General features: G+C 62.2%; 11 protein-coding genes. 6 read left to right on the top strand and 5 right to left on the bottom strand.

The genetic code is table 11. The annotated features are described in order from the left end of the window. Positions 1 to 52: 52 nt before the first annotated feature. On the bottom strand, positions 53 to 964 hold the full coding sequence (locus H1204_RS24205) for a LysR substrate-binding domain-containing protein (protein ID WP_180733292.1): 912 nt from the start codon (positions 962 to 964) through the stop codon (positions 53 to 55). 118 nt (positions 965 to 1,082) lie between these two features. Between H1204_RS24205 and H1204_RS24200 the strand changes: the two genes are divergently transcribed. Continuing rightward, positions 1,083 to 1,925, top strand: coding sequence for a class II aldolase/adducin family protein (locus tag H1204_RS24200; protein ID WP_180731086.1), 843 nt, complete (start codon positions 1,083 to 1,085; stop codon positions 1,923 to 1,925). A gap of 91 nt (positions 1,926 to 2,016) precedes the next feature. Next, a complete protein-coding gene (locus H1204_RS24195; RefSeq protein ID WP_180731085.1) occupies positions 2,017 to 3,330 on the top strand; it encodes an MFS transporter in 1,314 nt (437 codons plus the stop codon). 277 nt (positions 3,331 to 3,607) lie between these two features. Here the strand turns inward: H1204_RS24195 and H1204_RS24190 are convergent, their stop codons facing one another. Beyond that, positions 3,608 to 4,276, bottom strand: a complete 669-nt coding sequence (locus tag H1204_RS24190; RefSeq protein WP_180731084.1) for a GntR family transcriptional regulator — start codon at positions 4,274 to 4,276, stop codon at positions 3,608 to 3,610. 190 nt (positions 4,277 to 4,466) lie between these two features. Here H1204_RS24190 and H1204_RS24185 point away from each other — a divergent pair, with 190 nt between their 5' ends. Together H1204_RS24185 and H1204_RS24180 are read left to right on the top strand one after the other, a co-directional pair. Next, the gene (locus H1204_RS24185) at positions 4,467 to 6,002 is read left to right on the top strand and encodes a Rieske 2Fe-2S domain-containing protein (RefSeq protein WP_180731083.1); all 1,536 of its coding nucleotides are present in this window, start codon (positions 4,467 to 4,469) and stop codon (positions 6,000 to 6,002) included. 83 nt (positions 6,003 to 6,085) lie between these two features. After that, complete coding sequence (locus H1204_RS24180; protein ID WP_243468652.1) at positions 6,086 to 7,072, top strand: PDR/VanB family oxidoreductase; 987 nt, start codon at positions 6,086 to 6,088, stop codon at positions 7,070 to 7,072. 62 nt (positions 7,073 to 7,134) lie between these two features. Here H1204_RS24180 and H1204_RS24175 read toward each other — a convergent pair whose 3' ends face one another. Both H1204_RS24175 and H1204_RS24170 read right to left on the bottom strand, forming a co-directional pair. Continuing rightward, positions 7,135 to 8,712, bottom strand: a complete 1,578-nt coding sequence (locus tag H1204_RS24175) for an aldehyde dehydrogenase (NADP(+)) (RefSeq protein ID WP_180731081.1) — start codon at positions 8,710 to 8,712, stop codon at positions 7,135 to 7,137. Further along, entirely contained in the window at positions 8,709 to 9,359 is a 651-nt protein-coding gene (locus H1204_RS24170) for an isochorismatase family cysteine hydrolase (protein WP_180731080.1), read from the bottom strand. The genes H1204_RS24175 and H1204_RS24170 overlap by 4 nt, the downstream gene beginning before the upstream one ends. Positions 9,360 to 9,641: 282 nt before the next feature. Between H1204_RS24170 and H1204_RS24165 the strand changes: the two genes are divergently transcribed. Further along, entirely contained in the window at positions 9,642 to 10,139 is a 498-nt protein-coding gene (locus H1204_RS24165) for a helix-turn-helix domain-containing protein (RefSeq protein WP_091777301.1), read from the top strand. 33 nt (positions 10,140 to 10,172) lie between these two features. Here the strand turns inward: H1204_RS24165 and H1204_RS24160 are convergent, their stop codons facing one another. After that, the gene (locus H1204_RS24160; protein ID WP_180731079.1) at positions 10,173 to 11,429 is read right to left on the bottom strand and encodes an MFS transporter; all 1,257 of its coding nucleotides are present in this window, start codon (positions 11,427 to 11,429) and stop codon (positions 10,173 to 10,175) included. A gap of 393 nt (positions 11,430 to 11,822) precedes the next feature. Between H1204_RS24160 and H1204_RS24155 the strand changes: the two genes are divergently transcribed. Next, the gene (locus H1204_RS24155) at positions 11,823 to 13,658 is read left to right on the top strand and encodes a tannase/feruloyl esterase family alpha/beta hydrolase (protein WP_180731078.1); all 1,836 of its coding nucleotides are present in this window, start codon (positions 11,823 to 11,825) and stop codon (positions 13,656 to 13,658) included. Positions 13,659 to 13,681: the final 23 nt, after the last annotated feature.

The raw sequence follows: 13,681 nt of genomic DNA, 5'->3' as shown, positions 1-13,681 counted from the left end.
GCGTCACGCAAATGAGGAGAAAATTAGCGGCGCGCGGGTGGTGCCCTGGTGCCTACTGCGGCGCGTTTTCGCCCTTTCCAACACCTGCGCGCTCAAGCAGCCAATGCGTGAAAGCGGCCACCTTCTCGACTCGGAATTCGTTCTTCCGGTACGACAGAAAATGCGTGTCGCGCTCGAAGCGCACGAACGCGTCGCTACGCACTTCGATGAGATCGCCGCGCACGATTTCGCGTTCGGCGAGCCGCGTGCTTTCGAGCACCACGCCCATGCCGTCGGCGGCCGCCGAGATGCCGAGCGCCGCGCGATCGAACGAAGGGCGGGGCGTGGTCGGCATGTCGAGCCCGTTGGCCGCGAACCAGTCGGCCCAGGTGACGCGGCTCAACTGTGTATCGATCAGCGTCAGCTCGCTCATGCGCTTCGCGACGGGCGCGTCGTCGCCGAGCAGCGCGGGCGAGCAGAGCGGCACGATCGCTTCGCGGCCCAATGGCACGGTGTCGATGCCGGGACGATCGAGCGCGCTGCCGTATGAAATCTCGACGTCGACTTCCTGCACGCGCGTGAGATCGAGCGGCTCGGCGCCCGTAGAGAGACGAATGGTGATGTGCGGATACGCCTTGTTGAATTCGGGCAGTTTCGGCCCAAGCCATTTCACCGCGAAGCTCGGCGCGCAATGGACGGCGAGCACCTGCGCATCGGGCGCGAGCATGACCTCGCTGCATGCCGCCTCGACGACGTCGAATACGCGGCTCAGGCTTTCGAGCAGGCGCACGGCCTCGGGCGTGGGCTCGATGCGCCGGTTGCGCCGCAGAAACAGCGGACGCCCGAAATACTCCTCGAGTTCTTTCACCTGATGACTGATCGCGGACGGCGTCAGATGCAATTCCTGCGCGGCGAGCGCGAAGCTCTCTAGCCGCGCGGCGGCTTCGAAGGAACGCAGCAGCACGAAATTCGGCATCCGCCTCATGTGTTTTCCCTTCAGGTGAATGTCATTCATGCTTTCATGAACAACCATCGTTTGTCAACGCGATCGGCGGGAACGACCATGTGCTTACCTAATGTCCACATGTTCAAAAGGAGCCGACATGTCCGAAGTGATGGAAGCCCCATCGAAAGCGATCGACCTCAAGGGCCGCATCTCGATCTATCAGCCCGAGCAGGACGGCCTGATCTTTCCGCAACTGCCGACCTTCGAAAGCCACGCGCAGCATCGGCAGTATCTGAAGGAGCGTCTTGTCGCCGCTTGCCGCGCGTTCGCGCTGCAGGGCTTCGATTACGGCTTCGCGGGCCATCTGACGGTGCGTGACCCGGAGCATCCCGGTCTCTACTGGACGAACCCGATGGCCGTGCATTTCTCGCAGGTCAAGGTGTCGAACCTGATCTGCGCGGACCACGAAGGCAATGTCGTCGAAGGCGACTATGCGATCAATCGCGCGGGCTTCGTGCTGCATGCGGCCGTTCACGAGATGCATCAGGACATCGTCGCGATGTGTCACGCGCATACCGTGTACGGCACCGCATTCGCATCGCTCGGCAAGAAGCTCGATCCCATCAGCCAGGATGCTGCTGCATTTTTCGAGGACCACGTCGTGATCGGCGAGGAAGCGGGACAGGTGGCCGTCGAAGTGAAGGCGGGCCACAAGGTCGCGCATGCCTTCAAGGGCGTGAAGGCGGCGATTCACCAGAATCACGGGCTGCTGACGGCGAGCCGGCACAGCATCGAATCGGCTGCGTTCTGGTTCATTGCGCTCGAGCGTTGCTGCCAGCAGCAACTGATGATCGAGGCGACAGGCATCAAGCCGCGCTTCGTGACGGAAGAGCGTGCGCGCTATAGCCGCGAGCATGTCGGCAGCGAATACATTGGCTGGCTGCATTTCCAGACCATCTGGGATCAGCTGGTGAAGACGCAGCCCGACATGTTCGATTAACGCAGGCTCATTGCAGCACGATGCGGCGGGCGAGATGCAATGTCCGTCCGCCGCAATCAGCTAACGATCAATACACGACGGAGACATCCCCATGAGTTCGATCAGCCAGGACGTGTATCTGGAGCGTTCGGGAGCGGGCGTCTATGCGAAGGTGGCATGGCGCCTGATTCCATTTCTGTTCTTCTGCTATCTGTGCGCTTACCTCGATCGCATCAACGTCAGCTTTGCGAAACTGCAGATGCTGCAGGATCTCGGGATGAGCGATGCCGTCTATGGGCTCGGCGCGGGGATTTTCTTCGTCGGCTATCTGATGTTCGAAGTACCTAGCAATCTGATTTTGCTGAAGGTGGGGGCACGGCGCTGGATCGCGCGGATCATGGTGACGTGGGGCGTCATTTCGGCGGCGATGATGTTCGTGTCGACGCCTACGCAGTTCTATGTGGTGCGGTTTCTTTTGGGTGTGGCCGAGGCCGGGTTCTTTCCGGCGATTCTTTTGTATCTGACGTACTGGTTTCCTGCTGGACGCCGTAGCAAGGTGACGGCGCTTTTCATGACGGGGATTCCGATGTCGGGTGTGATCGGCGGTCCTTTGTCGGGGTGGATCATGCATTCGATGAGCGGCGCGCATGGGATTGCCGGCTGGCAGTGGCTGTTTTTTCTGGAAGGTATTCCGACGGTGATCGTCGGGATCGTTGCGTTCTTTTATCTTGACGACAAGGTGTCCGATGCACGGTGGCTGCGCGATGACGAGAAGGCGTTGATCGAGGCTGATTTGCAGGCGGAGAGTGGGCACCATAAGTTGCATTCGCTGCGCGATGGGCTTGCGAGTCCGCGTGTGCTGTTGCTGTCGGCGATTTATTTCTTCTTCACGATGGGGTTGTATGGGGTGAGCTTCTGGCTTCCTTCGCTTGTTAAGGCTTCGGGGGTGTCGGGGACGTTGAATATCGGGCTGTTATCGGCTGTGCCTTATGCGGCGGCTGCTGTCACCATGGTGCTCGTCGGGCGTAGTTCGGATCGTTATGGTGAACGGCGTTGGCATCTGGCGTTGCCTGGCGTGGTTGGCGCGATTGCGCTGTGTGCGAGTGTTCTCTATGCGCATCAGACCGTGCTGGCGATGATCGCGCTGACGATTGGCACTATGGGTGTCATTACGACGATTTCGCAGTTTTGGACTGTGCCGCCGGCTGTTTTGCAAGGTACGGCTGCCGCGGGTGGGATCGCGCTGGCTAATTCGGTTGGGTCGATTTCGGGTGTTGTTAGTCCGTATGTGATTGGTTTTTTGCAGACTTCGACTGGGTCGACTGGGAGTGGGGTGGTCGGGATTGCTGTGAGTATGGTTCTTGGGAGTCTGCTGACGCTTACCCTTCGGCGGGCGCATGTGAATGTTTTTTCTAAGCGGGAGTAGATGGGGGTTTTTTGTCTGCGACGCTTGAGGTGGTTTGTTTGGTCTTGCGGTTTGGCTTTGTGGCGCGGCTGGGTTGGGCGTGCTGGTCTTTTCGCTGGCATCCGCGCTTTGCCTTCGTGCTTCACGCGTCGCCCCGCACAGGGGCGACGTGTGAAGCAAGCTAACAAAACGCGGATGCCAGCGCAAAACACAAGCAAACCAAACCATCGCGTCACGAAGCCACACCTCAAGCGCCAGCACAAAACCAACCCACCCCCAGCGTCGCAGACAAAAAAAATCACCCAGCCTTAAGCATCTCCCCAAGCCTGGCAACAAGATTCTGCCGCGCACTGCTAGTGTGCAATTCAGTCAGCTCAGCAGCCCGCGCGGGATCGCGCGCAGCAATTGCATCAGCGATGGCCTGGTGCTCATCCCAGATCGAATCCCGCAGCCGCGAAGACTGCAGCACAGCGCCCATAACGCGGCGCAAATGCACCCAATGCAACTGCGCACTCTCAACGATCAGCGGATTCCCCGACGCCTCATAAATAGCCGAATGAAAAGCAATATCGGCATCGATCATCGCCTTCACATCCTTGCCCTTCGACACGAGCCGCCCACGCATGATCAGCGCGCTATCGATCACAGCACCGCGCTCAGCGGCAAGCTTCGCAGCAAGCGTATCGAGCGCACCACGCACCTGGTAAAGATGGCTCGTCCATTCGACATCGAGCGGCGCAACCAGCACCCCGCGCCCCGGCGCATCCTGCACGAGCCCGTCCTTCTTCAGCAGACGCAGCGCCTGCAACACAGGTGAACGCGACACCGCGAACTGCTCCGCGATCTCTTCCTGCGTCAACCGCGTGCCGGGCGCGAGCGACCCGTCGCTAATCGCATCGGCGAGTACCCGATACACCTCCTCGACATAGTCGGGACGGACCTGCAGCTTTTCGAACTTCATCGTCATTATGAGCCTCTGTACTTTGGATACAGACTACATCGCGCTCGCAAACCGGTCAACCTTAGGTGTAAACCTTGATTGGCGAGGTTTCTGCACATGCTTAATCTTTGTATACAGAGTTCGGTATCCGTATTCAAACGACGGAAGGCAGTCAAAACGGCGGTCTTCGGTTACCCACAGTCAAAAAGGAGCGGTCATGACGATCAAGTCGGAGCAGATGGAGAAGGGCGGCAGCGCGGGCGGCACGGTGGTGAAGAAGCTGATTCCCTACGGCGGCTACTACACGAACAGGATTCCGGCACACGACGTCGAACTCACCGAGACGGGTCCCGGTACGCCGACGGGCGAATACATGCGCCGCTTCTGGCATCCCGTCTGCATGTCGATGGAACTCACCGACACGCCCCGCTTCCTGAAGATCCTGAACGAAGAACTGGTCGCGTTCCGCGACGGCAGCGGCCGCGTCGGCCTGCTGCATGCGCATTGCGTGCATCGCGGCGCGTCGCTCGAATACGGCGTGATCCAGGAACGCGGCATCCAGTGCTGCTATCACGGCATGGTGTTCGACGTCGACGGGACCTGTCTGCATGCGCCGTTTCCGAAGGGCGAAGAAGCGGAAGCCGAGAAGTACGCATGCTCGATCCGGCAGGGCGCGTACAAAGCCATCGAGCGCAACGGCCTCGTGTTCGCCTACATGGGCCCGCCCGACGAAGAGCCGCCGTTCCCCGAATGGGAAGGCAACTTCACCGTGCTGCCCACTGACGAACTCGTCCCCTACAGCAACTTCCAGCACTGCAACTGGCTGCAGGTCCAGGACAACGCCGCCGACAACTACCACACGGCCGCGCTGCACGCTGGCAGGAACGTGGTCGGCGGGCACTATCAGGGCACGACGTTCGACGAAGTCGGCGCGGCATCGATGGAAGTGCCGCCCGACATGCAGTTCATCCCCGTGCAGCAAGGCCGCAGTCTCGCCTGTGCGGGCGCGCGCCGCGCGGACAAGGATCATCTGTTCGTGCGCGTCCAGCATCAGGTGCTGCCGAATCTGAGCCTGCATGCGTACACATCTGAAGACGGTTTGAACAAGAAGCTGTTCAGCCGCTTCCATATGATCCGCTGGACGGTGCCCGTCGATGACGAGAACAGCAAGATGATCGGCTGGCGTGTGATGGGGCCGGGCGTCGATACGCGCGGCGTCGGCGATAAATCGATGGTCGGCTATGAAACCATCGACTTCCTCGAAGGCCAGGTGGCGATGCGCAGGCCCGAGCGCTTCGGCAAGTACAAGCTCGAAGACATGCCGCCCATTCCGCCCAACCATCGCGAGCGCGCGCACTACAAGGACGCGCAGTACGCGCCGGGCGATTACGAAGCGATCATCAGCCAGCGCCCTATCGCCGTGCATTCGCTCGAACATCCGACCAAGTTCGACGCAGGCCTCTATCTGTTCCGCAAGATGCTGCGCGATGCCGTGCGCGGCACGAACCCGGCGGCGTCGCCGGCGGAGTTCGCGCAGTGGCTGCGCGATGTCGGTGCCGCGCCGAACAGCTATTGCTCCGGCAACGTGTTCGAGATTCCCGAGGCCGCGACCGTCGAAGAAGAAGTCGCGCAACGCCGCCGCATTTCGAAAGCGGTCGTCGCGATTCTCACGCAGAGCGATCACCTGAAGGGCGATGAGCGGGCCGCGTTCGTGCGCGCAAAGATGGACGAGCTGGAGCAGTCGACGCGCTAGCCGGAGATGCGGCGCCAGGCAGCAGCAACGTGGCGCCGCATTTGCGAACAACGCGCGCAATGCAAGTGGCAAGGAGACATCAATTGACAGCATTCAATCAGGCGGCGGCGACGCTGGAGTTGTTCGTGCGGCAGGTCCGCTACGAAGGCCGCAATATCCAGTCGTATGAGCTGGTCGATCCCGAAGGCGCGGCACTGCCGCCGTTCACGGCGGGCGCGCATATCGACGTTCATCTCGCGAACGGTGTCATCCGGCAGTATTCGCTGTGCAATTCACCCGCGGACCGGCATCGCTATGTGATCGCGGTGCTGCGCGATGAGAAAGGGCGCGGCGGATCGAAGGCCGTTCACGAGCAGTTGCAGGTGCAGGGCCGCGTGCGCGTGAGCGTGCCGCGCAACAATTTCGAACTCGCGCAAGGGGCGCGCAAGGTGATTCTGATCGCGGGCGGGATCGGCGTGACGCCCCTCAAGTCGATGGCGCATCAACTCGCGGATACGGATGACGTGGACTATGAACTGCACTACTGCGCACGCGATGCGCAATCCGCCGCGTTCACGGAAGAATTGCAGACGCTCGTCGAACGCGAGCGCTTGCATTTTCACTTCGACGGCGGCGATCCTTTGCGCGGCCTCGATATCGCGGCGCTCTTGCGTGATGAAGCGCAAGACGGCACGCATGTCTACTATTGCGGTCCCGCTGGCTTCATGCGCGCGTGCGCGGACGCGTCCGGACACTGGCCGAAGGATGCTGTGCACTGCGAGCATTTCAAGGCGCCGGAACGCGCGATCGCGCCTGCTGACCGAAAGCCGGGCGAATTCACCGTCGAGATCGCGAGCACAGGCCAACGCCTGCCCGTTCCCATCGACAAGAGCATCGCCGATGTGCTCAAGGCAGCGGGCATTGGCGTGCAGACATCGTGCGAAGCCGGCTTGTGCGCGACGTGCAAGGTGCGTTATCTGAGCGGCGAAGTCGAGCATCAGGATTGCATTCTCGACGCCGCCGACCAGCAGAACTTCCTGACGTTGTGCGTTTCGCGCGCGAAGAGCGATCTGCTGGTGCTGGATCTCTAAACACAAATGGAAAGAGCCCGCGCACGTTCACCGTGCGCGGGCTTCGCGTTCATCGAAGGCGATCAGGCTTTCGACAACTCGCCATCCGTGAGACGCCAGATATCGCGCGGATTGCCGTGCTGCAATGCTTCAGGCAGCAGATCGTCCGGAAAGCCCTGATAGCACACAGGACGCAGAAACCGCTCGATCGACGTCATGCCGACCGACGTAAAACGGCTGTCCGAAGTCGCCGGGAACGGGCCGCCGTGAATCGACGCATACGACACTTCCTGCGGATGCGCGAACGCATTGATCACGATGCGTCCCGTGCGTCGTTCGAGCACGGGCAACAGGCGCGCGGCGAGCGCGTGATCGGCGGAATCGATCTGCATCGTCGCCGACAGCTGGCCGCGAAACCGCTTCGCAATCGCGATCAGTTGCTCGACATCCGCTACACGCACGAGCAGCGCAGCCGGACCAAATACTTCTTCCGACAACGACGCATCGGAAAGCATGCGCGCGCCGTCGACTTCGAGCAGTGCGGCCTGGCCGTCCCATTCGCCTTGCGCATTGCCGCCCGCTGCGATGGGTTCCGCGCCCGCGCTCTTGCGCCGCTCCAGATTGTCGCTGTACGACTTCCAGATGCCGGGCGTTAGCATCGTGCGAGCGTGCATCGCTTCGACGCGAGCGATCAGCGCCTGCCGCAGTTCCGTGTAGCCGGGGCCGTCGATCGCGAGCAGGATAGCGGGCTTCAGGCACGCTTGCCCGACGTTGACCAGCATGCGTTCGCCGAAGCCATCGCCGACTGCGCCGCCGCGCGCGGCGAGCGCAGCCGGCAGCACGAAGGTCGGATTGACGCTCGTCATTTCCGTGAACACGGGAATCGGATCGGGACGCTGCTGCGCGCGCCGGAACAGCGCCATCCCGCCGGCTTCCGAGCCCGTGAACGTCACGCCTTTGATAAGCGGATGATCGACGAGCGCTTCGCCGATTTCATTGCCGCCGCCGCGCAGCATCGAAAACACGCCTTCGTGCAGGCCCGATGCTTCGACGGCCTGCTGGATCACGCGGCCCATGATTTCGGATGCGCCGGGATGCGCGTTGTGCGCCTTCACGATCACAGGACAGCCGGCCGCCAGCGCCGATGCCGTATCGCCGCCCGCCACCGAATACGAAATCGGAAAGTTGCTCGCGCCGAAGATCGCGACGGGGCCGAGCGCGATCTTCTGCATCCGGTGATCCATGCGCGGGCGCGGTTGACGCTCCGGCTGCGCGGGATCGATCGTCGCCTGGCGAAAGCGCCCTTGACGCACCACAGTCGCGAACTGACGGAACTGCGTGGCCGCTTTTGCCGTTTCCGCTTCGAGCTGCGCGGCAGGCAAGCCCGTTTCCAGCGAGGTGCGCTGCGCGAGTTCAGGCGCAACGGCATCGAGTCCATCGGCGATGCGGTCGAGAAACGCCGCGCGTTCGTCGAGTGACGTGTTGTTGAAGCTGTCGAATGCATCGTCGGCGAGTTGCGCGGCGAGATTTACTTCCGCGACGTCGCCGAATGCGAACCCCGGTTCGATTGCGGTATTCGTCGCGGGGTTCAGTGCCTTCATGGTGCCGGCCGCCGCAGCAACTTCATGCGAGCCGATCAGCAGATTGCCAGTGAGTGTCATGCCTGTGTTCCCTTTGCTTCTTTCACTGCGGGCAGCGCGGCGATCAGTTCGGCCGTCGTCAGGATTTCATGTGCGAAGGTCGGGCCATTCAGTTCGTGCGCGGCGCGCATCATCGCTTCCGAGAAAGCGGCCGTGCCGTCGCGCACGAGCGTGACGTGATAACCCAGTTCCATCGCAAAGCGGCTGGTGGATTCGATGCACGTATTGGCGAGCAGGCCGACGGCGATCACATGCGTGATGCCTTGCTGCTTCAGCTGAAAGTCGAGATCGGTGTTGGCGAAGCCGCTTTGCGCCCAGTGCTCCTGGACGATGATGTCGCCTTCCTGCGGCACGAAGTCGGGGTGCCATTCGCCGCCCCACGTTCCCTTTGCGAACGTCTGACGCTGCTGAACCAGACGTTGTGTCGGATTCGGATGATCCCAGTTGTCGTAATCGCCCGGTTGCCAGCGGCGGTGCGGCACGTAGAACACCTGGATGTCGGCCTTGCGCGCGGCGGCGACCGTCGCGCGCAGGTTGTCGAGCAGACGGACGTTGGTGGCGATTTCCTTGATCATCGGAAACACCTTGCCGCCTTCCGACAGAAAGTCGTTGTACGGATCGACCAGCAACAGGCCGGTGCGCTCCGCGCGATAAACAGTATTGGGCATTTCAGTTCTCCATCGAAAGGGTGCGTACGAATTCACGTTCCGTACCCGGCGCCGGCTGCCTTGATCGGACGATGCGTGACGTCTCGCGCATCGCTAACGTGAACGCAGCATATAACTATGAAAAACATAGTGTCAAGTGCGATGTGACTTTGCGGGTCGATTTGCGATCGCTTCCGACTAGCCCCCGAGGTACGCTAACAGGCGCGCAGACAGCGTGTGTGTATGCACGCCAATGCGCATTTGTGTTACTATGAAATTAAGAGTTTCGATGGGAGAGGGAACGTGGCACGTGTCGCGGAGAAGGCCAATACGGTGTGTCCGGTATCGCGGTCGCTGGATGTCGTCGGCGACCGGTGGTCGATACTCGTCCTGCGGGAGCTGTACATGGGCGCAGCGCGTTTCGAGGAAATACAGATCCAGACGGAAGCGACGCCGCAAATGCTGGCGACGCGTCTGAAGTCGCTCGAAGCGGACGGCATGATCGAGCGCCATCCGTATAGCGAGAAGCCGCTGCGCTACGAATATCGTCTGACGGAGAAAGGGCGGGCGTTTTATCCCGTGATTCACGCGCTGCGCGCGTGGGGTGAAACGTGGTGCAAGGAGAAGCACGAGGACATCGCGGTGCGCTTCGTGCACCGCAAGTGCGGCCACGATGTCGGGCTGGCGAACGTGTGTCCGCATTGTGGCGAACACGTCGAGCGAAAGGATCTGGATTCGACGCTGAGCAGCCGGTTCGCGAGCGAGCGCGCTGAGCGGCGTGCCGCGTTCAAGCGGAAGTAGTGCGCGCAGCGTGAAGACGCCGCGCTTCACGCATCAGACGCACTCGGTCTGAACCTCGGTTGACGCCACAGGCGCGGCGGCCTGCGCGGCGTGGTTGCGCGTGCGGAAGCTCGCCAGCGTGACGAGGCCGAGAATCGCGAGCGCGCTGCCGAACCAGAAATCGACGGGAATGCCGGCGTGATCGACGATCGTGCCGCCCACGGACGAACCGACAGCAATCGCCACCTGAATGATGCCGACGAACAGCGCCGAACCCGCTTCGGGCAAATCGGGCGCGGCTTCCTGCATCCATACGCTCACGCACAGCGGAATCGCGCCAAACGCCACGCCCCACGCGAGCACCATACCCGTCACGACGGGTGCCATGTCGCTGAGCAGCGGCATCGTCAGCAACGCGAACATCAGCAGCACGGTCACCGCTGCGAGTGTGGCCTTGAGCCTGCGCGCAACGAACGTCGATACCGCGAAGTTCGAAAAGAAGCCGATGATGCCGAAGCCGAGCAGCACCGCGGTGATCGTCGACGTGCTGAAATGCGCGTTCTGCAGAAACGGCGCGATATACGTGTACGACGAGAAATGCGCGCCGAAAATCAGCGCGACCATCAACAGGCTCTTGCGCGGAAACGGACGGCGCACGAGCGTCACGAGATCGGCAAAACGCAAGGCCGCTTTGGACGGCAGCGACGGCAGTAGCGCAATCTGCGCAATCAGCGCGATGCTCACGAGCACAGCCGTCGCGATGAACGACATGCGCCACGAAGCAAGACTCGCGATGAAGGTGCCGAGCGGCACGCCGATCACCGTCGCGCAGGTGACACCGGCGAGAATCGTCGCCGTCGCGCGGGGCGCTTCATGCGCTTTCACGAGACGCCCCGCAGCAGCGAGCGCGAGCGTCCAGAAGCCGCCGAGCGCGGCGCCGAGCAGCGCGCGACCCACCAGCATCAACGGGAAATTCGGCGCGAATGCCGACAGCAGGTTCGACGCGAGCAGCATCACGGTCAGCAGAATCAGAATCAGCCGACGGTTCACGCGTCCGGCGGCGAGCATCAGGCCCGGCGCCGAGATAGCGGCCATGATGCCGGGAATCGTCACCATGAGACCGGCTGTGCCCGGCAATACGTCGAAGGTCTGCGCGACTTGCGGCAGGAGACCGACGGGCAGAAATTCCGTCGTCACGAACGCGAACGCGCCAATCGTTACCGACGCGACCGCGAGCCATGCGCGCAACGGCGAAGACGTGGTATCGGCGACGTTCGCCGTGGTGCTCGAAGCGTTGTTTTCGAAGTTCATGTCTTCTCGCTGATCGATGATGGGTGCATGGCGTGCGGTTCGCACGCTGCACCATTGAGGTGAGCGGGCGACGACATGCGTCGCCGCCAATTGCGCGCACCATATCACCGCTTCTGAAAACAGGCAGACGGATTGCAAATCCCGCGTTGGGCGCGTGGTTTCAGGCGTTGACATGCCTTGTCCCGGTGCATCGCTGGATTTTGCCGTTGCAGAGTTAGCGCAACCTTAGCGCGGCGGTCGTCCGCGCGCCGATAAGAAAAACAGATTGGATCGCGCCAAATTGGCAATCGTGTCAGTCCCTTACGTTGGCTATCCTGAGCGTGCAACTGGTTGCGTGTTCTGCTAACGGCGCATCGCGCGAGCGCCTCATTCCGATGACAACAGGAGACAGAGATGCGTGTGATCTGCAACGCAGGATCGCTTGCGTGCGCCTTGCCGACAGCGGCGAGTGCAAGGCATGCGACAGAACGTGTGCAACATGACTTCATGCGCCGCCTGCTGGCCGCGTTCACCTTGCTCGTGTCGCTGCTGGCGGCGATGGCCTGGCCATCCGGCGCACATGCGGCAGCGGGCCTCGCCAACCTGCCCGCCGTGATGCCCGCGATGAACTGCGCAGCCGTCGCAGGACTCGACCTGAGCGGCGTGACGGACGGTACGGTCACGATCACCTCGGCTGTCGTGCTGCCGGCGGGAACGGCCGTCGGCCAGCGCACGCTGCCCGCGCCCGTGTGCGACGTGAAGGGCACGATCGGACCGGGTGCGTCGCTATTCGAGTTGCAACTGCCGACGCAAGGCTGGACCCAGCGCTATCTGCAAACGGGCTGCGGCGGGCTCTGCGGAAACCTGTCGGTCAACGCACCGATGGCCTCGACCTGCGTGCCCGTCACCAACGGACAGATCGCAATGGCCGCAACGGACATGGGCCACGAAGGCGGCAACGATGGTTCATGGGCACTCGACCCGAAGGCGAAGCTCGACTTCGCGTATCGCGCGGAGCACGCGACGGCGCAGGTGGCGAAGGCGATCATCAACAAGTTCTACGCGCGGCCTGCGAAGTACGCGTACTTCGACGGTTGCTCCGATGGCGGGCGCGAAGCACTGATGGAAGCGCAGCGCTTTCCCGACGACTTCGACGGCATTGCAGCAGGCGCGCCCGCCAATGATCTGATCGTGCAGAACACCTTCCATCACGGTTGGGCGGCTGCTGCGAACATCGATCCGAAGACGGGCAAATACATTCTGCTCGCGGACAAGCTGCCGCTCGTCCATGCCGCCGTCATGAAGGCGTGCGACGGTATCGACGGCGTGATGGATGGCGTGATCGACCGTCCGCAGGCCTGCCATTTCGATCCCGCGACGCTGGTGTGCGCGAAAGGGCAAGCGGCGTCGACGTGCCTGTCTGAGGCCGAGGCGACGGTGGTGCGCAAGATTCACGACGGCGCCACCGATGCGAGCGGCGCGCGTCTGGAGCCGTACGTTTCGCGCGAATGGGGCTCGGAACTGAACTGGAGTCTGTTCGTGCCCGCAACGGATGCAGGGCCGAGCGGCAGCATCAACTTCGTGATGCCGTTCCTGCGCTACCTCGACTACTTCAATGGATCGAATGCATCGGCGAGCTTTAGCGATCTGAAGTTTACGATCGACGCGTTCCTGAAGACCGTGCCGACCTCGAAGTACCTCGCGGCCACCGACCCCGACCTGCATCCGTTCGAACGTCGTGGCGGCAAGCTGCTGTTGTGGCACGGCCTCGAAGATCAGCACATCTCGCCGCGCTCGACGATCGAGTACTACACCGCGATGAAGAACGTGATGGGCAGCGAGCGCGTCGACGCCTTCGCGACGCTCTATCTGTTCCCGGGCGTCGCGCATTGCGGCGGCGGGGAAGGTCCGAACACGTTCGATATCCTCACGCCGCTGATGTCATGGACGGAGACGGGCGCGAAGCCAGGCAAGATCGTCGCGTCGATCGTCGATTCGACGGGGCAAACCACGCGCACACGCCCGGTGTTCCCGTATCCGTCCGTGGCGCGCTACACCGGCTCGGGCAGCACCGACGACGCGTCCAACTTCGTGTCGGCGCAAGGCGACACGCATGTCGATCTGAACTGGATGGGAGAGTGGCTCTACTCGCCGGGTTATGAGGCATGGTGCCAGGCGCAGGGCTCGCAGCTGAACTGCACGGGCGGCAACAACTGGAGCAGCTACCGCAAGACGTCCAGCGGGTTCTAGGCAATGACCGCGCGCCGTCTTTT

Origin of the sequence: Paraburkholderia sp. PGU19 (assembly GCF_013426915.1) — a bacterium.
GTDB lineage: Bacteria > Pseudomonadota > Gammaproteobacteria > Burkholderiales > Burkholderiaceae > Paraburkholderia.
This window is presented reverse-complemented; position numbering and strand designations above follow the sequence as displayed.